Below are 22,223 nucleotides of genomic sequence, written 5' to 3'. Positions count from 1 at the left end.
TATAATGATAGTGTTCAGAGCACTACCTTCTTTATCTATATAGTCAGTTGATATTTTTAAAATTTAATAACCATTCTACCAGTTATAGTACCATTTTCCATTTCTTCAAAAATATCATTGATTTCTTCTAATTTTCTTAATTGAACTTTAGGTGTTACTTTATTTTCAGCAGCAAATTCAAACGCTTCACGTAAGTCTTGTCTTGTACCAACAAGTGAACCTACTACTTCAATACCATCAAGCACTAATCTTGGGATATCTAAGTTCATTTTATCAACAGGTAAACCAACGGCAACAACTCTTGCACCAGCTTTTACAACATCAACCGCTTGGTTAAATGGCGTCTTAGCAACTGAAGTTACCACTGTTGCATCTAATCCTTTGTTATCAGTTAATTTCATAACTTCTGCAACTGGATCAACATCTTTAGAATTAATAATAGCATCAGCACCTAATTCTTTCGCGAATGCTAATTTATCATCATTGATGTCGAAGGCAACAATTTTAGCCCCCATAACGTTTTTAGCATATTGTAAAGCTAGGTTACCTAAACCACCTATACCAAAAACACCTAACCATTGTCCAGGTTTTACATTACTTACTTTTACAGCTTTATAAGTTGTCACACCTGCGCATGTAATAGAAGACGCTGCTGCTGGATCTAATTTTTCAGGTACTTTCACAGCATAGTCTGCAGTAACAATAACTTGTTCAGCCATTGCACCATCTACTGTATAACCAGCATTTTTCACACTACGGCAAAGTGTTTCACGACCTGTTGTACAATATTCACATCTTCCACAGCTTTCGAACATCCAAGCGATAGACACACGGTCTCCAATTTTTAATGATTCTACATCTTCCGCAACTTCGATGACTTTACCAATACCTTCATGACCTAAAGTAACGCCTGTAACATCACCAAAATCAGCATTCTTAACATGTAAATCGGTATGACAAACGCCACAATATTCCGTTTGTACCAACGCTTCACCAGGTTTTAAAGCTCTTAACTTTTTGTCCTCAATACTTACTTTGTGATCTTTCGTTACAACTGCTGCTCTCATAATAATGTCCTCCTTATAGTCACTCCAGTATGTATGATATTAATTGGCTATTACTTTCAAAAAAGAAAACGAATAATTATAGATGTAATTTTTATTTGTAATAGACGCCAGATTAAAACATACTACTGTGACCTTGTTTTTAGTTAGATATCAACCGTTAACTTTTAACGTTTCCCTAGTTAATATGTTAAAAGAAATGACATAATCGATATGCTAACGTGTAATTTTTACTTCACATATATTTATTTAAAGATAATTTATAATACTCTTATCTTCACTCTTATTATAATGTGAATTAATTCACAAAGTATATAGCTATGATCAAAAAAATGTGTCAGTTATTCAAATTTTTTATTAACTACAGATTAATTTAATTTCAAAAAAATTAAAAAAACTCCCAATCAATCTAAGACATTATTTTCACCTCACGATTTACGTCGTCATTGAGAAATGAATCATATCTTTATAGATTAATTGGGAAATTTTAGTTTCTAATATTTAATTAAATGCTTGATGTAAAGCATCAGAAGAATGCTTCCACATACCTTCATCATGGTTCATTAAAAAGTCTTTTAAAATAGCTTTATTCTCGTCACCAATTTGATCTATGATAATATGATGTTTCATTGATTTATCCATCATATTAACATGTTCAGGCATACTTTTATAACCACGACGAATTGCTTTATTCACTAATAAATAGCACGCTGTTAAACCAGCGTAATATGGTCCTTGTTCATTACGTTCTGTTGTTACCCAACACAACCAATATTCTTTAGCTTCATCGCCTTCAACAGCAGCTTTATCAGTAATCCATTTCACACCTTTTTCAACTTTGGCACGAGCATGCATGCCTCCAATATCAATAAATGCTTCTTTGTTAGCAACATCGATAAAAACTGGTGCAATATTGTCTAAGCTAATTGAACCAATATTTGTACCTTTATGACCATCTAGAGGGTCATTTTTTATGATATTAAAATTAAAGCCTTTTTTCTCAGACAATGATATAACCTCCATATTTAACGATAACAATTTTAGCCCTGTTTAATTAAGCTCATTAATCAAATTTTCAATAGCTTCTCTAATTGTCTTATCTTTAATCTTTGCAACCATTTCTCTAGGATAATATAATTTATAGTCTTGGCGATTAATGCCTGTAATACTATGAATGACTAATGATTGATTGCTTATTTCTCTAATCGTACCATCTTGTCTTAATAAATGAATCGGTTTGCGATTTGACCCCGGTCGATCATAGTCATATGGCAAATCAGAAAATGCTTCACTCACAAAATAATAATCTGGATTAATACCACCTGCTTCAAACAGTTCTTGCAGTTCTGATATTGTAATAATTGAGCCATCAAATGGAATATATTTAAATAAGTCTCGATTAATAAATCGACTTGCTAAATCACTTAAAATAGCATCATCTTCTTTTGTCCATTTTTCCAAATAATACGTAACTACCGCTTCATCGAGTTCAACATATTGTTCAATCGTAACTGTCTCTTCAAAAAATGGAATAAAATCATGTGGATGCAACTTAAATTCATAGCCTTCATTATAAAGCTGTTTTGCGCGTTTCAAACAATTATTAAGCAGCACTTCTCCACCACGACTAACTGGGTGGAAGTAAATTTGCCAATACATTTGATAACGACTCATAATAAAGTTTTCAACTGCATGCATACCACTTTCTTTGATTAGTACTTCATCTTTAGAAGGTCGCATTAATCTTAAAATACGCTCCATATCAAAAGCACCATATGATACACCTGTGAAATACGCATCACGTTGTAAATAATCCATTCTATCCGCATCGATTTGTGACGAAATCATCGAAATGACCAATTTATTATGATGCGTTTTATTAATTACTTCCGCAACTTCTCTTGGAAACTCAGGCGCCACTTTACGTAATACAGCATTCACCTCAGTATCTCCAGTAATAATCGCTTGTGTGTATGCTTCATGGTCTGTATTAAATATTTTTTCAAAACTATGTGAAAATGGACCATGTCCTAAATCATGTAATAATGCAGCACATAATGCCAACGGTCTATCTTTATTGTCCCATGCATCATGACCAATAAATGACTCATCAATTAATCGTCTAACTATTTCATACACACCTAAAGAATGTCCAAAGCGACTATGTTCTGCTGTGTGAAAAGATAGGTACAGTGTTCCTAGTTGTCTAATTCGACGTAACCTTTGGAATTCCTTAGTTTTAATTAAATCCCATATCAATTGATCTTCAACATGAATATATCGATGTATCGGGTCTTTAAAAACTTTTTCTTCTACTAATTTTAAATCTACATATGCGTTAGTCATTATTCCCCTCCTTTTCGTTTAATATAATATTTAATTTACTTAAAATGCTTTGTACATAAGTGCTAAGTCTAACTTTTCGCCATACATTTCTGGCTCATAAGAGCGTAAGATTGTAAAACCTTGCTCTTTATAGTAAGCTACTGCTTCTTCATTTTTATTATCTACTTCTAAGTAAACACCTTCAAATTTATCTTCAAAACGTGATAATCCTTCATTTAACAATGCTGTACCATAACCTGTATGTTGCGATTCTGGTTTAACATAATGAGCTGATAAATATAATTCTTCACCGTAAATAAAGTTAGCAAAGCCAACGATGTCATTACCTTCTTCAACGACTAAGAATAATTGTTCTTGAAGTCTTTTCTTTAAATGATGTTCATTATATGAAGCTTCTAACAAGTGATTAACTGTTGTCGCAGCGTATATATTTAAGTATGTATTAAACCAAGCTTTAGTTGCGACATCTCTAATTTGAACAACATCTTTTTCAGTTGCTTGTCTTACCTTGAACATGACTTTCTCCCCTTATTAACAAGTTTTAATAACGGCATTATACCACAACTTGCTCAATACTTAATAAACAATGATTGTCTATTCAATTTATATATTTATATTTTCCGTTAAAATTAAAAATAAAAAATAACGAAGCAAAAAATCACTTCGTTTAGTATGAGGTATGTCTTATTGCAATATACTATTCCACTCAGTTGCACGTGCTAAGGCATAGTTGTCTTTCATGATGTCACCAGGCTTTTCAGCAGTTCCAATAATATAACCATTTAAAGTGGCACCTAAAAAGTCTAAACTATATTTCATTTGCGTAATTGCTGGCTTCGCTTTTATTTTTGGACAATCTCCACCAACTAAAATAACTCTAAAATCCTTTTCGGCCATTTGTGCCTTAAAATTAGGATATCGTTTATCTTGTAATGTTTCTGACCAATGTTCGATAAATGCTTTCAATGGTGCTGAAATGCTATACCAATACACTGGTGATGCAAAAATAATTGTATCACTAGCCAATATTTTATCTAGAATCGGCAAATAGTCATCGTCATATGAAGTAATAGTCTCTGCTGTATGTCTCACGTCACGTATCGGTTTAAACTGATGTTGTGTCACGTCAATCCATTGATACTCTAAATCTTGCAAAGCGAATTTTGTTAATTGTGCAGTATTACCGTTTGGTCTACTCCCACCAAACAAAACAGTAATCATTTTAGCCTAACCTCACTTTTGATTAATAAATATCTGTGTTTTTCGTTACCTAATTATACTATCATAAGCTTTGCCTACCGAATAGTAAAACGCTTACAACTTTTATATAAATTTGACGAAATTTCGTCATGCCTTATATAACGTCGTTTGTGATACGGGGCTAATTCATGATGAAATTAGATACATATATCACCATTAAATACAATTCATTTAGTCTTCAATCGGAAACAGTTCATCGATATATTGAATCTCATCATCTGATAAAACGATATCTGCAGCTTTAATATTTTCAACGACTTGTTCTGCACGTTTTGCACCAGGAATAATCACATCGATAGCTGGTCTCGTTAAATAAAATGCTAATACAATGTTCGCAATTGAAGTTTGATGTGCTGCAGCTATGCTTTCCAAAGCTTTTACGCGACGCACATTTTCTTCAAATACACCTGGTTTAAAATCACGACGTGTAGTACGATGGTCACTAAATTTAGTGTTCTCATCATATTTTCCAGCTAAAATACCGGATGCTAATGGGAAATATGGAATAAATGTGATTTGGTGATCAACACAATATTGTAATACTGCCTCATTTTCGCGATGCAATAAATTATATTCTAACTGTACAACATCAACGTAACCATCTTTATTTGCTTCTTTAAGTTGATCTAATGTGAAATTTGATACACCAATTGCTTTAATCTTCCCTTGTTCCTTAAGCTCTTGTAATGCTGCAACTGCTTGATCTTTCGGAGTGTTGTTATCCGGAAAATGAATATAATATAAATCGATATAATCAGTTTGTAGACGTTTCAAACTATTCTCAACTTGTTGTTTTAAATATTCCGGTTGATTGTTCTGATGTACTTCTTGATTTTCATCAAATTCATGAGACCCTTTCGTAGCAATTTTAATTTGCTCTCGCGGATATTCTTTAACAACTTCTCCAACCAATTCTTCTGATCGTTCTGGCCCATAAATATATGCCGTATCTAATAAATTAATACCATGATTAATGGCTTGACGAACAACATCTTTTCCTTGTTCTTCATCTAAGTTCGGATATAAATTATGCCCACCTACTGCGTTCGTCCCAAGTGCGATTGGAAACACTTCAACATCAGATTTACCTAAGTTTACAAATTGCTTCATTAGACCCAGCTCCTTATCTTTATAACTTTTCCACTATCACACTATCATGATTTAATACAACTTCCAAATGTTAGAATTAGAGCTTGAATTTAAGCGGTGTAATAGGAAAACGTTATATAAAACTCAGTTAAAATAAGTATTGCTTAAATTGATATGCATATAGCGCGATTGCTCGTTGACCTTTAAATTACATGTACTTTTGAATCAGAAATTGAAAAACATTTAAGAACGACAATATTAAAGCCATTGCAAATTTAATTTGGTAATTTCTATTGGTTTTTAAGTATGACATGAATGTTTTTATCTATAATTAAAGCTATATTAACTAGAAAAAAACCCATTATAACTGCAATCCAAACAAAATATACTATTATGTTTTGATAACTCATTGATAATAGTGCATCTAGGAATAGCATAGTCAATCCGCCAAATAAAATATATCCAAATAATGTGAAACAAACATTTTTTAGTGTAGGTATTAAAAAAATTTTTGACCTTTTATTTTTAGTATTATAAATATTTAAAGATGATTTTTTAATTAGGCGTACATAAAATATTAAAATCCCTATAAATGTGATGCAACATATGGCAATAACTAATTTTTTATCAAGTTGAATGTCAAGTAAATGTGTATATTTTCTTAATGCAACTCCCAGCAAAGCAGAGCTACCTGCAACTGGCCAAAAAACATTCTTTTTAGCAGGTTTAACAATATTTAAGTTTTCAAACTCTTCTCTACTAATTTTGACGTATTCTTTTGGGATGAACCAATTAATAAAAGGAAAAAATAAACTAATCCAAGTGCTTATTATATCGACCATTAAGTATTCATCATTATATTTAATAATTCTATATTTTGGGTTTTTATTGATGATTTTAGATTCGCATAGCAACATTTACCAGCTCCATTTCTTAGGGCTTATATGATTAGAAATACTTTTTGAAGCTTCACCATGACATTTTCAACACCATCTACTGTTTTTTCTGCAGATTTTTCTACAGCATCTATACCAACGTCTAGTTTATGTCCTATCCAATCGTTTTTATCTTTTATTCCAAATTCATTTTTTTGATTGGTCCAATATACAAGTATTGCCGAAATAGAACCTGCAGTAAATCCAGCTAAACCATCATTTTTCCACCGTGTTAGTTTTAGATAATACATAAATTTTTTTGTCAATAATCGATGACATGTTTAACAGAAAGAAACCTGCAGTCATTACCAACCAACCAATAAAGCCTATTATATTTTGAGGATTTAAAGTTAATAACATACTTAGAGCCATTATTGAAAGACCGCCAAATAAAAAATAATAAAATATTGTGAAACAAAAGTTTTTTAATGAAGGAAATAAAATTATTTTCCCTTTACTAGAGTTATTATTATAAATTTCCAACCTTAGCTTACGATTCAGAAATAAAAAAAGTATTAAAACACCCAGAAATATTGCACAACATATTACAATCACCATGTTTTTCTCTAATTGAATATTAAGTGAAGGAATATATTTTCTAAACGTAACTCCGAACAAAATAGTACTACCTGCAACTGGCCAAAAAGCTTTATTTTTAACAGGTTTGACAATGTTTAAATCGTCAAATTCTTTTTTACTGATTTTGACATATTTTTTTGGAATTAACCAATTAATCATAGGAAGAAATAAAGTTAACCAGGTACTTACTAAATCAATCATTAAATATTCATCACCATATTTAATAACTCTATACTTAGGATTTTTGTTGATAACTTTAGATTCACATAGCAATATTTATCACTACCATTCCTTTGTTTATTATTCCTATTAAAACTTTTCAATTCCATTTGATTTAAATAATACATGAACTTTATTGTCATATAGTGAGCACATATTTAAAAATAAGAAAAACAAAAATATTACAAACAAAGTTATAAATAATATTATATTTTGAACTTCAATCGTCAATAACATATAAATAGTAAAGAATGAACCACCACCTAAATAAATATATAAAACTATTGATAAACAAAGACTCTTTAAAGTGGGAAATATGATTATCTTATTGCTTTTATTTTTGTTTTCATTATAGATTTGTAACTTTAACTTTTGATTTAAATATAAAAAAAACAGAAAAATACCTAGTATTATGATGCAACAAATTAAAATTACTATACTATATTCATATTTAACGATAAATAAATGGGAATACCTTCTTAACATAACACCAAATAAGACCGTACTTCCTGCCACTGGCCAAAAAGAATTGATTTTAGCTGTCTTCACAATGTTTAAAGTTTCAAAATCTTTTTCGCTGATTTTGACGTACTTTTTTGGAATCAGCCAATTAATCATTGGGAAAAAGAGTGCTAACCATGTACTTACTAAATCAATCATCAAATATTCATCTTTGTATTTGATAATTCTATATTTGGGATTCTTATTAATATTTTCAGTTTCACAAAGCAATGTCTCCACTTCTTTTCAATTGGTTTTATATTGATACACTTTCATATACATTAGAAGTCATTTAAATTCTACTAGCGTCTTAAAAGGATTGTGTCGACAACATTTAGAATATTTTAAATGTAATCAATTATTTTTCATTATAACGCGAACTTTTTCATTACCTATCGAAGTCATATTTAACAAAAAGAAAAGCATTGTCATCATAATCCAATAAATAAATATTATTATATTTTGAGGTTCGATTGTCATAAGGGCAATTAATGAAAATATTGAAAAACTTCCAGCGAAAATATATCCGAAAACTAAAAAACAGCCAAGTTTAAACGTTGGTATTAATATAACTCTCTTATTTTTTTCAATATTTGTATCAAACACTTTTAACTTAAGCTTTCTATTTAAGTTAAAATAAAAAACTATAACACAAATTAAAGCGAGAGCACACAATATCATTACAACTAGCTTATCTAATTGAACATCAAAAACATGTATGTATTTCCTTAAAGTAACTCCAAACAAAACCGAACTTCCTATAACTGACCAGAAAACATTATTTTTATTTGGTTTAACAACATTTAAATTTTCAAATTCTTCTTCGCTAATTATCGCGTACTTTTTTGGAATGAACCAATTAATGAAAGGAAAAAAGTACACGAACCAAGTGCTTACTAAATCGACTAATAAGTATTCACCGTTATGTTGAATGACTTTGTATTTCGGATTTTTATAAATGACTCTGACATCGCAAAGCAACATTTACCACTCCCGTTTCATTAGTTTTAAATGATCCCCAATACTTTTTGTACCTTCACCAACTATCGTTCCAACACTATCTACAGCTTTTTCTGTGGTATTTTTAAACAGCGTCTATTTAATGTCTTATCCAATTAGTTTTATCTCTTAATCCAAATTTATTAGTATGAAAAGTCCAATTTTTAAGAATTGTCTAAACAGATTCCGCAACAAAACCAGCTAAAACCGTCCATACTATTGGATTAAAAACGCCAATGTTATAAGAGCTATCATACAAAATAACACGCTCTATATTTCATTTTTAAATTAAAACAGTTTTTTCCTTTATCAATCACAATGGGCATTTTCACTTGGTATATTCAAACATTACTATCTATTTTCCTGATTTAAGATATGATTATATTTTTTTGAACCACCGTTTAAATATGCGATACTACCAATTTCGATCATTTTTACTACTCGTTTATTCTTAAAATAACATGAACATTTTTATTACCTATCGAAGCCATATTCACTAAAAAGAAAAACATCGTGATAATAACCCAAGTTAAAAATATTATTATATTTTGTGACTCTGTCGTCAAAAGAATGGTTAAAGTAAATATTGAAGCGCTTCCTAAAAAAAGTACGCAAAAACTATTAACAATCCTTGTTTGAAAGTCGGTATTAATACAACTCTATTCTTATTAACCACGTTGGTATTAAAAATTTTTAATGTTAATTTTTTATTTAGATAAAAATAAAAAATTAACATCCCTATTAACATGATAAAAAATACAGTGATTGCTAGTTGTTTTTCAAACTGAACATTAAAGAAGTTACCGTACTTTCTCAATATAATTCCAAATAGAACTGAACTTCCTGCAACCGGCCAAAAAACATTATTTTTAACAGGCTCGACTATATTTAACCTTTCAAATTCATTTTCGCTAATTTTTGCGTATTTTTTGGGCAAAAACCAATTAATCATAGGGAAAAAATAAGTAATCCAAGTACTTACTAAATCGACCATGAAATATTCATTATTATATCTAATAACTCGATATTTAGGATTTTTATAAATTTGTCTAGATTCACAAAGCACTGTTTACCACCCCTAATTAACAATTGAAAACTAACTAAATTTGTAACTATTTATTAGACTTTAAGAATATATGTACTTTTTTATCTATAATTGAATGCATATTCATAAACATAAATAGCATAGTCATGAAAAGCCAAGAAACATATAAGATTAAATTTTGCACATTTTCAAATACCAACAAGTAAAATGCCCCATAAGACATGAAACCAGTAAATAGGTAATAAAAAATTGTGAAACAAATATTTTTAAAGGAGGGTAATAATCTTAATTTAAGTTCATTATTTTTACTTTCATTATAAATATTTAATGTTAATTTCTTATTTAGATAACAATAAAAAAATATAATCTCTAAAAACCCAATGAAACAGCTGCTCCAAACAATTAGTTCTTCTAATTGAAAATCAAATAAATAAGTATTTCTTCTTACAGTACCACCAAGTAACACAATACCCGCGAATATGGTCCATCCTATCGATTTATTTTTAACTGGTTTGACAATATTTAATTTTTCATAATCATTCTTAGTGATTTTGACATATGTTTTCGGTATGAGCCAGTTAATAAATGGAAAGAAGAAGACAATCCAATTACTTGCCAAATCAATCATTAAATATTCACTATCGTATTTGATTATTCGATATTTAGGGTTTTTATTAATAACTTTAGATTCGCAAAGCAATGTCTCCACATCCCTTTAATTTTATGTGTAATACATTTTTCGATACTTCAAAAGACATTCAAATACTATCAAGTTACTGTCATCAAAGGTTTTATTAACTGATATTTTCATATTTTTAATCTGAATTTAGTACTTTCACTTAATTTTTAAGTATGACATGAATGTTTTTATCTATAATTAAAGCTATATTCACTAGAAAAAAACCCATTATTGCTGTAATCCAAGCAAAATATACTATTATGTTTTGATAACTCATTGATAATAGAGCATATGAGAAAATCACTGTCCATAAAATAAAAAAAGCATATCTAAACAATGTTAAACAAAAATTTTTTAGTGTTGGTATTAAGATAATTTTTGACCTTTTATTTTTAGTATTATAAATATTTAAAGATGATTTTTTAATTAGGCGTACATAAAATGTTAAAATCCCTATAAATGTGATACAACATATAGCAATAACTAATTTTCTATCAAGTTGAGTGTCAAGTAAATGTGTATACTTTCTTAATGTAACTGCGAATAAAGTAGAGATACCTGCAACTGGCCAAAAAACATTCTTTTTAGCAGGTTTCACAATATTTAAATTTTCAAACTCTTCTCTACTAATTTTGACGTATCTTTTGGGGATGAACCAATTAATAAAAGGAAAAAACAAACTAATCCAAGTGCTTATTATATCGATCATTAAGTACTCATCATTATATTTAATAATTCTATATTTGGGGTTTTTATTGATGATTTTAGATTCGCATAGCATTGATTATCAATCCCACCTTATTCTAATTATTTTTTATTTGAAGCGTGGCTAACATAATATAATTAGTTATTAATTCACTTTTTATAACTTTGGCTGTTTTATTTCCCTGTTCTAAGATAGCTCCTCGATTTAAAATCATTGCTTTTTATGAACCAACATTTAAGTATCCGATACTACCTAAGTTAATCAATTTTACTACTTATTTGTTTTTAAAATAACATGAATTTTTTTATCTAGAACCGATGACATATTCAGTAGAAAGAAGCATGCAGTCATGCCAATTAAAGCAAGAAATTCTATTATATTTTGAGGGGATGAAGTTACTAACATACTCAGAGCCATTGTTGACAATCCACCAAATAATATATAAGCAAATAAGGATAAACAAATATTTTTAAATGTAGGTATTAATATGATCTTTTCGTTATTACTTTTATTTTTATCAAAAATATGTAACTTCAATTTTGTATTTATATATATAAACAATGCGAAAACACCTAGAAGTATCATACAGCATGTTAATATAACTATTTCTTTTTCTAAATGGATGTTAAGCAAATAGATATATTTTCTTGTTAAGGTTGTTAATAACACTGCAAATCCTGCAACAGGCCAGAAAGTATTATTTTTAGCGGGTTTGACAATATTTAAACTTTCAAATTCTTCTCTACTAATTTTCGCGTACTTTTTGGGAATAAACCAATTAATCATGGGCAAAAAATAAGCAATCCAAGTACTTACTAAATCAACCATGAAATATTCATTATTGTATTTAATAATTCTATATTTAGGGTTTTGATTAATGACTCTAGATTCGCAAAGCACTGTTTATCACTTCCACCTTATTCAAATTATTTTTTATTTGAAGAACGGCCAATACAATATAATTAGTTATTTATTCACCTTTTTATAACTTTGACTGTTTTATTGACAATGAGTGTTATATTCATCAAGAAAAACAACATTAACCCCATACCCCAAGCTATAAAAGTTATTAAATTCTGGTTTTCTAATGTCAGCAACATGCTTAAAGCTAATATTGACATGCCTCCAATCAACAAATAGCCATATAATATAAGAACAGCATTTTTTAATGTTGGTACTAAAATTATTTTTTGTTCTTCTTTTTTATTATCGAAAACTTTCAATTTTAATTTTCGATTCAGAAGCACAAAAAAGATTAAAATACATAGAAATACAACGAAGCATATAAATATAACCGATCTTTTTTCTAATTGAATATTAAGTAAGTGTATGTACTTTCTGGAAGTAGCACCTAGTAGGATTGTTCCTCCTACAACAGGCCAAAAATTTTTATTTTTAACTGGCTTAACAGTGTTCAGTTTTTCATACTCTTCTCTACTAATTTTGGCGCACCTTTTTGGAATGAACCAATTAATAAATGGAAAAAAGTATACAAGCCAAGTTCTTATTACATCGACCATTAAATACTCATCATCATACTTAATAACTCTGTATTTCGGATTTTTATTGATAATTTCGGTTTCACAAAGCAATAATTATCACTTCCTATTAATAACAAATTCACACAGCTATATTATCGTTTCTGTTTCTCAAAACACTTGTGCCCTTTTGTATCAAAATTAATATTTATATGACCTTAAATATATAACATGAATCTTTTTGTCTATTATTGAAGACATATTTATAAAGAAAAATAGCATTGTCATAATAACCCAAGCAATAAATACTATAATATTTTGGATAGATAAACTAATCAAAACATCTAAGAACATGATTGATAATCCACCACAGAAAAAATAAGAAAATAGTACAAAGCAAAGATTCTTGAATGATGGAAAAATCATAATTTTTCCATTGCTACTCCGATCATTATAGATAGATAACTTTACTTTCTGATTTAAATATATATAAAACACTAGAATACTTAATAATAAAACCGAACAAATGATAATAACGCAATTTTTTTCTAAATGAGAATCAGGTATATATATTTTATCTCTAAACATAGTGCCAAATAAAAGTATGCTACCTATAGCTGGCCATAAAGCTTTATTTTTAACTGGTTTGACAATATTTAAATTATCAAAATCTTCTCTGCTGATTTGGACATATTTTTTTGGTATTAACCAATTAATAAACGGAAAGAACAAAACTAACCAGGTGCTTACTAAATCAATCATCAGATAGTCGTTTTTATATTTAATAATTCTATATCTGGGATTTTTGTTTACAACTCTAACCTCGCAAAGCAATATCTCCACTTCCGTCTCGTTGGTTTTATATCTAATACACTTTCAGATACTTTATAAGTGTTTTGTATTTTAGTAACATACTATTTTCCTGTTTATTACTTAACTTACGAACTACAATCTAAGTTTAGTAATTTCTATTGCTTTTTAAGTTTGGCATAAACCTTTTTATTACTAATTGAGCCCATGCTTATTAGAAAGAAAAAAATTGTAATAATAATCCACATAATAAATACCAGTAGATTTTGAGGTTTTATAGTCATTAGCCATATTAAAAATAATATAGAACAACCTCCTAATAATAGATATGTGAAAACTATAAAACTTCCATCTTTAAAAGTAGGCACTAATATAACCCTATTTTCATTATCTAGATTATCATCATATATCTTTAGTTTAAGCTTTTTATTTAAGTAAATGTAAAATGCTGCAATACCTATAAATCCTATAAAACATAAAGATATTAAAATCTTATTATCTAATTGAACTTCAAACGTATGTACATATTTCCGTAAAATAACTACAAATAAAAACGAACTACCAGTAACTGGCCAGAAAATATTATTTTTATTTTGTTTATCAACATTTAAATTTTCAAGTTCCTTCTCACTAAGTTTTGCATACCTTTTGGGAATGAACCAATTAATAAAAGGAAAAAAGTATACAAGCCAAGTGCTTACTAAATCAATTAACAAATACTCATCATTATATTGAACGACTTTATATCTCGGATTTTTATTAATAACCTTAATATTAAAAAGCAAAACTCACCACGCCCATTTCATTGGATTTATATGATTGCTAATAATATTTTTAGCTTCACTAACAGCATTCCCAACACTATCCATGGATTTTTCTGTAGTTTTTTTAACAACATCTATACTATTATCGATTTTATGCCCTACCCAGTCTACTTTATCTTTTAATCCAAAAATATTATTTTGATAAATTAAATCTGTTCCTAATGCAAATACTGTACTCATAGCCAAACCTGCTAAAATCACCCATCCTACTGGATTACTTCCTAAAACAAAAGTCGCTAATCCAGCTCCAACTGCTGTCCCTGCAGATCCAGCTGCAAGCGTCATACCATTATGCGACAACGCCTCTCCAAATGTTTTATCATCATTTGCAAGGTCATCATACATACCTATACCAAATCCTACACCAGCAACACCTTTACCTAGGTATTTTCCGCCTTTTGCAAATTTACTACCATTTTCTATAAACACATTACCTGATGTACGTTTGACTTCCACAAATGAATTTGGACCTGCTGGGCCTTTCACTCCACCTGCTGTATTGATAAATACACCGAATTTACTTGCATTTATACCGTCTTGCTCTAAAAGTGTTGACGTAATATCTAATCCTATATCTCTTTTAATACTGTCTTTATTGTCATTTATATATTTCAATATACTTTTCGGGATATCGTCTTCTGGATGTTCTTTGGCATATGCCTTTATAACAGCAAAGTCTGCTTTATTTAAAGTTTCTTTCTCTGCTTTATGTTCAATTTTCCCCATAGCAACTTTCAAATATTTTTCATGACTTGCTTTGGCCCAATCAAGTTCTTTACCTGAAGGAATATTAAATTGATTTGTTGAAAAGTTCCAAAAATTCTGCGCTTGGGTAAGTCCTTGTTGGACAATTTTTTGAAATTCTTCAACTTCTTTAAATATTTCTGGTGATTTTTGATTAAACTCACGCAATTTGCGTAGCTTCTCTTCTAATTCATGTTTTTGTTGACCTAATGTTCGTATTATTTGTTGGTTCGATGAAATGGCTTGCTGATTATCGGAAGCATGCTTTTTCAAATTGTTATTCAAATTTTCATATCGCGTAATTTGTTGACTTAATGATCTGATATCTTCTTCAAGCTCTGATTCTTTTAAAGATATGCTATCAACCTCACTCGTATAACGTGACACAAAATTATCGCAAGCTTGCTTCGTTAAATCACTCAATGTTTTCATACTTGTTGATAATGGAATTAACACCGTACTAAAAAATTGCTTAGCTGACGTATACGCTTTCCCTTTAAGCGCATCATCATTAATAAATTGAGTAATTGCTTTTTCCAACGCATCATAATTTGAATTCATTGTTTGACTCAAATTCCCCACACTTGAAGCTTGGTTTCGAGATCTGTCTAAATACATGTCAATACTCATCGGCATGCTCCTTTTTCAAAAATATATGATTTTCAAACTATTTAAAATCAAATGCTTTTTACATCTACAAAGTTGTAAAATTTTAAAACTCGGCGATGATTATTTCTTATGTAAAGGAGTCTAGATGCAGGTAAATTGAGATAACATGTCGCCTTTTTTCTTATTTTAGCATATGGATATAATGGTGTCTTTGTATATTCGCAATTAATCAATAAAAATTATCTTTCAATATTTTAATTTTATTGCGACAACATCCTTAACATTAAATATATTAATATCTCAAAATATATTCACTATTAAAATATGTCATCAGTTGTTAAAAGTATTTCCTCATCATGCGAAATATCAAAACGTATCTAAAATACGAATAAGTTTATACAATCACACAACATCATCATTCAAAATTTTATTGCTCTCATTTTCAATATTCATTTCATATCTATCAGTTCATACATAATTAAAATTTCAATTGTGCAATCTCACCGTTAATGCATCAACTTTCAAACAATAAATCATCACAATAACCACACCTAATTCAACACTTTTCAAACATAAGTATTGACACATTGAGCAAAATGATTTTTAATTGTAACTAATACAGTTACAATTATGAGGTGAGAAACATTGAATTTAGAATTTAACATTGCCGTGCATGTATTAGCTTTTTTAACTAAGCATCATTCAGAAAAATTCAATAGTAGTTCATTAGCAGAATTAACTTGTTTAAATCCTGTTCAATTACGACGCGTGACGACTCAACTTGTCGATTTAAAAATGATTGACACAATACGAGGTAAAGATGGCGGTTATTTAGCAAATGATCAAAGTGCTGATGTCTCTCTAGCAACATTATATAAACATTTTGTCTTAGAGAAAGAACACCACACACGTCTATTTACTGGCGACGAAGGCAGTCACTGTCAAATTGCTCGTAATATTGCAACTACCATGTCACATTATCAGCAAGACGAACAGAATATCATTATTAATTTTTATAATGGAAAAACAATCAAAGATGTCATTGAAGACATTCAAAAGGAGGATTTATGTCATGAAAACATATGATTTAATTGTAATAGGATTTGGGAAAGCTGGTAAAACTTTAGCGAAATACGCTGCATCAACAGGTCAACACGTCGCAGTTATCGAACAATCTCCGAAAATGTATGGAGGCACTTGTATAAACATAGGATGTATACCTTCGAAGACACTTGTACATGATGGATTAGAAGGCAAATCTTTTGAAGCAAGTTATAACCGTAAAAACGATGTTGTCAATGCGCTAAACAATAAAAATTACCACTTATTAGCAGACGATAACAACATTGATGTACTGGATTTTAAAGCGCAGTTTAAATCTAATACTGAAGTGAATTTATTAGATCAACATGACGATATCGTCGATAGTATTACTGCACCTCATATCATTATTAATACCGGTGCTACCTCTGTCATTCCTAACATTAAAGGCCTTGATCAAGCTAAACACGTCTTCGATTCGACAGGTTTATTAAACATTAGCTATCAACCTAAGCACCTCGTTATTGTAGGTGGCGGTTATATCGCCTTAGAATTTGCTTCAATGTTTGCGAATTTAGGTAGTAAGGTAACAGTATTAGAACGTGGCGAATCATTTATGCCACGCGAAGATCAAGATGTCGTTGCATATGGTATTACTGACTTAGAAAATAAAGGCATTGCATTGCATACAAATGTTGAAACGACTGAATTGTCATCTGACAATCATCATACAACAGTCCATACCAACGTTGGTAACTTTGAGGCTGATGCAGTACTTTTGGCTATCGGGCGCAAACCGAATACGGATTTAGCTTTAGAAAATACTGATATCGAATTAGGCGACAGAGGCGAAATTAAAGTCAATGCTCATCTTCAAACAACTGTGCCGCATATTTATGCTGCAGGTGATGTTAAAGGCGGACTTCAATTTACGTATATATCTTTAGATGATTATCGAATTATCAAATCAGCGTTATATGGTAATCAGTCACGTACGACTGACAATAGAGGCAGCGTGCCTTATACAGTATTTATAGATCCACCATTATCACGTGTTGGATTAACTAGTAAAGAAGCTGCCGCTCAACATTATGATTACACTGAACATCAACTTTTAGTAAGTGCTATACCTCGTCATAAAATTAACAATGATCCAAGAGGTTTATTTAAAGTAGTCATTAATAATGAAAATAATATGATTTTAGGTGCTACATTATATGGTAAGCAATCTGAAGAATTAATTAATATAATTAAACTTGCGATTGATCAAAACATTCCATATACCGTATTACGAGATAATATTTATACGCATCCTACGATGGCCGAATCATTTAATGATTTATTTAATTTCTAGACAAAACATAAAAACCTGGTGGCACGCATTGAATGATGCTGCCATCAGGCTTTATTGTTGTGCTTTTCGCTTTTCTAATTTTTCTTTAAGCTTTCTATCTTGTTCTTCTTTACGACGTTTACGTTCTTCATGTCGTTTTCTTAAACGCTCTTCTTCTTCAGGATCACGTGGTTTCTTTAATTGTTGAGAAACTTTTTCGATTAATTCTTCTTCAGTAAGCGCAGCCAGTGGGCGGTTATTAACAAAAGTGAATGTTTTTCGGCGTCCAGGTCCACAATAAGATTGACAACCTATCACGATTTCAGCATCGGGATCTAATTTTTCCAACTTCTTTTGTAACGTTCTTATATTGACTGCCTGACATTCATCACAAATAAGGAATGTATTTTTCATATTGCTACCCACCTTTCTTTATCATATCTATATCGTCGATTTCATTAATTTTTTCGTTAACTCTATCTATTTTACTCTTTTTAATATTTTTTTCAAGATACGTAACACGGCTGACAATAAAAAATGGAGCATTTATCTTCTAATTAAATTAGATGATTGCTCCCCTATCAAATCATTTATTGCCCATGATAAATATTAAATTTTAATGGTTTAATACCATGTTTTGTCCATTCATCATAAATTTTTTCTTTATCTACATCTTTATTGATAATTGTAATACCACAGTCTCCACCACCAGCGCCTGATGTTTTAGATGCGCCGTGATACTTTTCAGCAATATCACACAAATATTTTAGCTTTTCAGTTTCTATATCAACTGTAGCTTCTTTATCCATACGTTGAATAATTGTACGATTCTGACGCACCATCTTTTGCACACCTTTAATGTTATTTGTTTTAAAAGCATGAATAAGTTTTTCAACACAACGATGTGAATCTTCTAAGAAGTCACCGTAAAATGAAGGATCTGATTTCAAACGTTTCACTTCGCTAACAAAGTGTGGTGATGACGCCGGTGAGCCAGTCCAACCGATAAGTACTTCCATATTTTCAGGTGCTTGTAATGGTTCGATGTGCAATCCAGGCCAGTTTTTGATTAAAACTTCTTCAACCGTAGTATCTTCAATTTGATGCTTAACCCATTCATGATCAAAAGTACTATACGCTAGCCATCCACTATATACACTCACAGCAATATCTCCGCATGAACTTAAACTTTGTAACTTCATATTTGCAATCACTGCTAGTTTATAAATGTATAAATTAGATAACTTCATATCATAAAATTCATTTAATACTTTTATAACTGACACAAGTACTGCTGCACTTGAACCTAATCCATATTTATGACCATTTGAATCATCTAAATTACTATCAATAGTCAGATGAAAATGCTTCATCGCTATATCGCAACTTTTCGCGTATTGTTCAAATATTTCAATAGCTGTGACCACATAATTTAATTGTTTTGCTGCATGTGGATCTGAAATGACAATACTATCTTCATCTCTACTAAATGTAACTGGGTTATGATGTAATGCTTTTGAATGAATGGTACCTTTATATTGGTCTGCTTCTTCAATAGTAGCAGTTACAAAACGATCTAACGCAATAAGTACAGATTTATATCCTGGTTCTGTTACAGCATATTCTCCAGCAATATAAAGTTTTCCGGGTGCTTTGACCTGAATCATTTTATCTCTTCCTTACTCAATTATTTCAATTCCTGTGGCAATAATGTCACTATCAATAATTTGGTTATTATCAAACTGTGTTAATAATTTATCTATAATCTGTTGCTTGTTTTTCTTTTCTACAAGTATTTTCACATTAGGTCCCGCATCCATTGTAAAATAACACGGATACCCCGCTTCTCGGCATTCGTGAACAAGCGCCATGACATCATAACTTTCTTGCACAAGATATGTGAACGGCGGTGTTGATCCTAGATTCGTGGCATGCATACGCAAACCATTTTCTTCAATTACTTCACCAAGGCGTTTAAAATCTTTGTCTTGAATCGCTGCTTTTGCTTCAGCTAAATCTTCATCAATATGATCTAACCAATATTGATAAAACCTTGATGTGTTTCGTGTCAATGACATACCATATCGACTAGGTACCTTTTTAGAATGTTGATTAATCACAACAAATATCATGGCAAGGTCATCTTCAAAATGATTCGATTCAAGTGGAACGGCATATGACGTCTCATCACTATACCCTTTTTCCCATTCTGCAAATCCACCATAAATACTACGCGACGCAGAACCCGAACCAATTCGCGCCAATCTCGATAAATCCTTATCTGACAGCTGCATGTCTAGCGCTTGATTACAAGCTGCTGCTAAAGCTGCATATGCGCTTGCCGATGAAGCCAACCCTGCTGCTGTTGGTACAAAATTGTCGCTTTCAATTTCTGCATACCAATCGATGCCAGCTCTATTTCTGACAATATCCATATATTTTGAAATTTTCTCTAATTCTTTGCCACTAACCTTTTCACCATTCAACCAAAATTGATCCTGTGTTAACTGGTCGTTAAAAGTGACTTTCGTTTCAGTGTAAAATTTTTCTAATGTAACAGATATGCTATTATTCATTGGAATGATTAGTGCTTCATCTTTTTTACCCCAATATTTTATAAGTGCAATATTCGTATGTGCACGTGCTTTGCCACTTTTAATCAACGCATTAACCTCCTAAATTCTCAATCCAAGTATGTGCTGCACCAGCTTTTTCTACAGCTTTTACAATATTTTTCGCTGTTGGTAAATCTTTGGCAAGCAATAACATACTTCCACCACGACCAGCGCCAGTAAGTTTTCCAGCAATCGCACCATTTTCTTTACCAATTTTCATTAATTGTTCTATTTTATCATGACTAACTGTCAACGCCTTTAAATCCGCATGACATTCATTAAAAATATCCGCTAAGGCTTCAAAGTTATGATGTTCAATCACATCACTCGCACGTAAAACTAACTTACCGATATGTTTTACATGTGACATGTACTGAGGGTCCTCACAAAGTTTATGAACATCTTCTACTGCTTGTCTTGTTGAACCTTTCACACCAGTATCTATAACAACCATATAGCCGTCTAAACTTAACGTTTTCAACGTTTCAGCATGACCTTTTTGGAACCAAACTGGTTTGCCTGATACAATCGTTTGCGTATCAATACCACTTGGTTTACCATGTGCAATTTGCTCTGCCCAATTAGCCTTTTCAATGAGTTCTTCTTTCGTTAATGATTTCCCTAAAAAATCATAACTTGCACGAACAAAAGCAACCGCGACAGCTGCACTCGATCCTAATCCACGTGATGGTGGTAAATTCGTTTGGATCGTTACTGCTAGCGGCTCTGTAATATTATTTAATTCTACAAAACGGTTCACCAAAGACTTAAGATGGTCAGGCGCATCATATAACATACCATCGTAAACATCGCTTTTAATAGACGAATAGTTCCCGCTCTCTAAGGCTTCTATTAAAACTTTGATTTTACCTGCGTTAAACGGTACTGCAATAGCAGGCTCTCCAAATGTAACAGCATGTTCTCCTATTAAAATAATCTTACCTGTCGATTCCCCATATCCTTTTCTTGTCATGTCAATATCACCTTTTATATTTATCCTATACTTGATTCATTATTTTTATTTATTAGTAAAAGACATCATATTCTAAGTTGCATACGCATTCGCGTTAAATTTCATTGCAGTCTTTATCTCACATTATTCATATTATGTATAATCTTTATTTTGAATTTATATTTGACTTAACTTGATTAGTATAAAACTAACTTTCGTTTACTTCAAAGTTTAAATCTTATCGAGTGATATTTCAGATTCTTTATCTTTTTATAAAATAGCCCTACAATTTATAATTTTCCACCCTAACTATAATACTACAAATAATAATTGGAATATATAGATTTACTACTAAAGTATTAGAACATTTCAATAGAAGGTCGTTTCTTTCATAG

The 22,223-nt window shown here is 30.6% G+C and carries 25 protein-coding genes and 2 pseudogenes; 2 read left to right on the top strand and 25 right to left on the bottom strand.

Annotated features, from left to right (window positions below):
* Nucleotides 1–56: 56 nt before the first annotated feature.
* The 21 genes and pseudogenes from adhP to JG553_RS00425 all read right to left on the bottom strand — a co-directional run bounded on the left by adhP (nucleotide 57) and on the right by JG553_RS00425 (nucleotide 16,475).
* Nucleotides 57–1,067, bottom strand: a complete 1,011-nt coding sequence (adhP, locus tag JG553_RS00525) for an alcohol dehydrogenase AdhP (protein WP_001200748.1) — start codon at nucleotides 1,065–1,067, stop codon at nucleotides 57–59.
* A gap of 498 nt (nucleotides 1,068–1,565) precedes the next feature.
* Entirely contained in the window at nucleotides 1,566–2,087 is a 522-nt protein-coding gene (locus JG553_RS00520; protein WP_001788287.1) for a YwhD family protein, read from the bottom strand.
* A gap of 27 nt (nucleotides 2,088–2,114) precedes the next feature.
* Nucleotides 2,115–3,410, bottom strand: a complete 1,296-nt coding sequence (locus JG553_RS00515) for an HD domain-containing protein (protein WP_000180230.1) — start codon at nucleotides 3,408–3,410, stop codon at nucleotides 2,115–2,117.
* 39 nt (nucleotides 3,411–3,449) lie between these two features.
* A complete protein-coding gene (locus tag JG553_RS00510; RefSeq protein WP_000477504.1) occupies nucleotides 3,450–3,926 on the bottom strand; it encodes a GNAT family N-acetyltransferase in 477 nt (158 codons plus the stop codon).
* 168 nt (nucleotides 3,927–4,094) lie between these two features.
* A complete protein-coding gene (locus JG553_RS00505) occupies nucleotides 4,095–4,631 on the bottom strand; it encodes a flavodoxin family protein (protein ID WP_000633782.1) in 537 nt (178 codons plus the stop codon).
* 210 nt (nucleotides 4,632–4,841) lie between these two features.
* Nucleotides 4,842–5,780 carry an aldo/keto reductase gene (locus tag JG553_RS00500; protein ID WP_000808902.1) on the bottom strand — a complete coding sequence of 313 codons (939 nt, stop codon included), beginning with the start codon at nucleotides 5,778–5,780 and terminating at the stop codon, nucleotides 4,842–4,844.
* Between the two features lie 269 nt (nucleotides 5,781–6,049).
* Complete coding sequence (locus JG553_RS00495) at nucleotides 6,050–6,676, bottom strand: DUF443 domain-containing protein (RefSeq protein WP_000923044.1); 627 nt, start codon at nucleotides 6,674–6,676, stop codon at nucleotides 6,050–6,052.
* A pseudogene (locus JG553_RS00490) lies at nucleotides 6,677–6,894 on the bottom strand (T7SS effector LXG polymorphic toxin); the annotation flags it as partial.
* Nucleotides 6,895–6,910: 16 nt separating this feature from the next.
* Nucleotides 6,911–7,546, bottom strand: a complete 636-nt coding sequence (locus tag JG553_RS00485; protein ID WP_000882123.1) for a DUF443 domain-containing protein — start codon at nucleotides 7,544–7,546, stop codon at nucleotides 6,911–6,913.
* 36 nt (nucleotides 7,547–7,582) lie between these two features.
* Nucleotides 7,583–8,224 carry a DUF443 family protein gene (locus JG553_RS00480; RefSeq protein WP_000882182.1) on the bottom strand — a complete coding sequence of 214 codons (642 nt, stop codon included), beginning with the start codon at nucleotides 8,222–8,224 and terminating at the stop codon, nucleotides 7,583–7,585.
* A 123-nt stretch (nucleotides 8,225–8,347) separates the two neighbouring features.
* The gene (locus JG553_RS00475) at nucleotides 8,348–8,977 is read right to left on the bottom strand and encodes a DUF443 domain-containing protein (protein WP_000923036.1); all 630 of its coding nucleotides are present in this window, start codon (nucleotides 8,975–8,977) and stop codon (nucleotides 8,348–8,350) included.
* A gap of 452 nt (nucleotides 8,978–9,429) precedes the next feature.
* Nucleotides 9,430–9,986 (bottom strand): annotated as a pseudogene (locus JG553_RS00470) (DUF443 family protein).
* A gap of 118 nt (nucleotides 9,987–10,104) precedes the next feature.
* Entirely contained in the window at nucleotides 10,105–10,746 is a 642-nt protein-coding gene (locus JG553_RS00465) for a DUF443 domain-containing protein (protein WP_001793603.1), read from the bottom strand.
* A gap of 130 nt (nucleotides 10,747–10,876) precedes the next feature.
* The gene (locus JG553_RS00460) at nucleotides 10,877–11,497 is read right to left on the bottom strand and encodes a DUF443 family protein (RefSeq protein ID WP_000882085.1); all 621 of its coding nucleotides are present in this window, start codon (nucleotides 11,495–11,497) and stop codon (nucleotides 10,877–10,879) included.
* Nucleotides 11,498–11,519: 22 nt separating this feature from the next.
* A complete protein-coding gene (locus JG553_RS00455) occupies nucleotides 11,520–11,636 on the bottom strand; it encodes a hypothetical protein (protein WP_001788281.1) in 117 nt (38 codons plus the stop codon).
* Nucleotides 11,637–11,692: 56 nt separating this feature from the next.
* A complete protein-coding gene (locus JG553_RS00450; RefSeq protein ID WP_000882146.1) occupies nucleotides 11,693–12,322 on the bottom strand; it encodes a DUF443 domain-containing protein in 630 nt (209 codons plus the stop codon).
* Between the two features lie 74 nt (nucleotides 12,323–12,396).
* Nucleotides 12,397–13,014, bottom strand: coding sequence for a DUF443 family protein (locus tag JG553_RS00445; RefSeq protein WP_000882165.1), 618 nt, complete (start codon nucleotides 13,012–13,014; stop codon nucleotides 12,397–12,399).
* 87 nt (nucleotides 13,015–13,101) lie between these two features.
* Nucleotides 13,102–13,743, bottom strand: a complete 642-nt coding sequence (locus JG553_RS00440) for a DUF443 domain-containing protein (protein ID WP_000404342.1) — start codon at nucleotides 13,741–13,743, stop codon at nucleotides 13,102–13,104.
* 125 nt (nucleotides 13,744–13,868) lie between these two features.
* Entirely contained in the window at nucleotides 13,869–14,495 is a 627-nt protein-coding gene (locus JG553_RS00435) for a DUF443 family protein (RefSeq protein ID WP_000898356.1), read from the bottom strand.
* Between the two features lie 3 nt (nucleotides 14,496–14,498).
* Nucleotides 14,499–15,908 (bottom strand): T7SS effector LXG polymorphic toxin, encoded by a 1,410-nt coding sequence (locus JG553_RS00430; protein WP_000020799.1) that lies wholly within the window; start codon nucleotides 15,906–15,908, stop codon nucleotides 14,499–14,501.
* A gap of 465 nt (nucleotides 15,909–16,373) precedes the next feature.
* Nucleotides 16,374–16,475, bottom strand: coding sequence for a hypothetical protein (locus tag JG553_RS00425; protein WP_001788276.1), 102 nt, complete (start codon nucleotides 16,473–16,475; stop codon nucleotides 16,374–16,376).
* Between the two features lie 57 nt (nucleotides 16,476–16,532).
* Here JG553_RS00425 and hypR point away from each other — a divergent pair, with 57 nt between their 5' ends.
* Together hypR and merA are read left to right on the top strand one after the other, a co-directional pair.
* The gene (gene hypR / locus JG553_RS00420) at nucleotides 16,533–16,973 is read left to right on the top strand and encodes a redox-sensitive transcriptional regulator HypR (RefSeq protein WP_001047239.1); all 441 of its coding nucleotides are present in this window, start codon (nucleotides 16,533–16,535) and stop codon (nucleotides 16,971–16,973) included.
* Nucleotides 16,960–18,282, top strand: coding sequence for a hypothiocyanous acid reductase MerA (gene merA, locus JG553_RS00415; RefSeq protein ID WP_000860582.1), 1,323 nt, complete (start codon nucleotides 16,960–16,962; stop codon nucleotides 18,280–18,282). Before hypR ends, merA begins: the two co-directional genes overlap by 14 nt.
* Before the next feature lie 51 nt (nucleotides 18,283–18,333).
* On the opposite strand, the gene JG553_RS00410 is transcribed toward merA, so the two are convergent.
* From JG553_RS00410 to mvk, 4 genes are all read right to left on the bottom strand, one after another.
* Nucleotides 18,334–18,675: a YuzB family protein gene (locus JG553_RS00410; protein WP_000798967.1), complete on the bottom strand. Its 342-nt coding sequence runs from the start codon at nucleotides 18,673–18,675 to the stop codon at nucleotides 18,334–18,336.
* A gap of 176 nt (nucleotides 18,676–18,851) precedes the next feature.
* Entirely contained in the window at nucleotides 18,852–19,928 is a 1,077-nt protein-coding gene (locus JG553_RS00405) for a phosphomevalonate kinase (RefSeq protein WP_000616885.1), read from the bottom strand.
* A gap of 12 nt (nucleotides 19,929–19,940) precedes the next feature.
* Nucleotides 19,941–20,924, bottom strand: coding sequence for a diphosphomevalonate decarboxylase (gene mvaD, locus JG553_RS00400; RefSeq protein ID WP_000597335.1), 984 nt, complete (start codon nucleotides 20,922–20,924; stop codon nucleotides 19,941–19,943).
* A 4-nt stretch (nucleotides 20,925–20,928) separates the two neighbouring features.
* A complete protein-coding gene (gene mvk / locus JG553_RS00395) occupies nucleotides 20,929–21,849 on the bottom strand; it encodes a mevalonate kinase (protein ID WP_000197034.1) in 921 nt (306 codons plus the stop codon).
* Between the last annotated feature and the right edge of the window lie 374 nt (nucleotides 21,850–22,223).

The organism is Staphylococcus sp. T93 (assembly GCF_016743875.1).
Classification (GTDB): domain Bacteria; phylum Bacillota; class Bacilli; order Staphylococcales; family Staphylococcaceae; genus Staphylococcus; species Staphylococcus aureus.
Note: the sequence above shows the minus strand (reverse complement) of the source record. Positions and strands in the feature narration are given on the sequence as shown.

Coding starts and splice junctions, on each gene's coding strand:
- adhP (WP_001200748.1), bottom strand. CDS start 1,067: ATGAGAGCAGCAGTTGTAACGAAAGATCACAAAGTAAGTATTGAGGAC.
- JG553_RS00520 (WP_001788287.1), bottom strand. CDS start 2,087: ATGGAGGTTATATCATTGTCTGAGAAAAAAGGCTTTAATTTTAATATC.
- JG553_RS00515 (WP_000180230.1), bottom strand. CDS start 3,410: ATGACTAACGCATATGTAGATTTAAAATTAGTAGAAGAAAAAGTTTTT.
- JG553_RS00510 (WP_000477504.1), bottom strand. CDS start 3,926: ATGTTCAAGGTAAGACAAGCAACTGAAAAAGATGTTGTTCAAATTAGA.
- JG553_RS00505 (WP_000633782.1), bottom strand. CDS start 4,631: ATGATTACTGTTTTGTTTGGTGGGAGTAGACCAAACGGTAATACTGCA.
- JG553_RS00500 (WP_000808902.1), bottom strand. CDS start 5,780: ATGAAGCAATTTGTAAACTTAGGTAAATCTGATGTTGAAGTGTTTCCA.
- JG553_RS00495 (WP_000923044.1), bottom strand. CDS start 6,676: ATGTTGCTATGCGAATCTAAAATCATCAATAAAAACCCAAAATATAGA.
- JG553_RS00475 (WP_000923036.1), bottom strand. CDS start 8,977: ATGTTGCTTTGCGATGTCAGAGTCATTTATAAAAATCCGAAATACAAA.
- JG553_RS00460 (WP_000882085.1), bottom strand. CDS start 11,497: ATGCTATGCGAATCTAAAATCATCAATAAAAACCCCAAATATAGAATT.
- JG553_RS00455 (WP_001788281.1), bottom strand. CDS start 11,636: ATGATTTTAAATCGAGGAGCTATCTTAGAACAGGGAAATAAAACAGCC.
- JG553_RS00430 (WP_000020799.1), bottom strand. CDS start 15,908: ATGAGTATTGACATGTATTTAGACAGATCTCGAAACCAAGCTTCAAGT.
- JG553_RS00425 (WP_001788276.1), bottom strand. CDS start 16,475: ATGTGTCAATACTTATGTTTGAAAAGTGTTGAATTAGGTGTGGTTATT.
- merA (WP_000860582.1), top strand. CDS start 16,960: ATGAAAACATATGATTTAATTGTAATAGGATTTGGGAAAGCTGGTAAA.
- JG553_RS00410 (WP_000798967.1), bottom strand. CDS start 18,675: ATGAAAAATACATTCCTTATTTGTGATGAATGTCAGGCAGTCAATATA.
- JG553_RS00405 (WP_000616885.1), bottom strand. CDS start 19,928: ATGATTCAGGTCAAAGCACCCGGAAAACTTTATATTGCTGGAGAATAT.
- mvk (WP_000197034.1), bottom strand. CDS start 21,849: ATGACAAGAAAAGGATATGGGGAATCGACAGGTAAGATTATTTTAATA.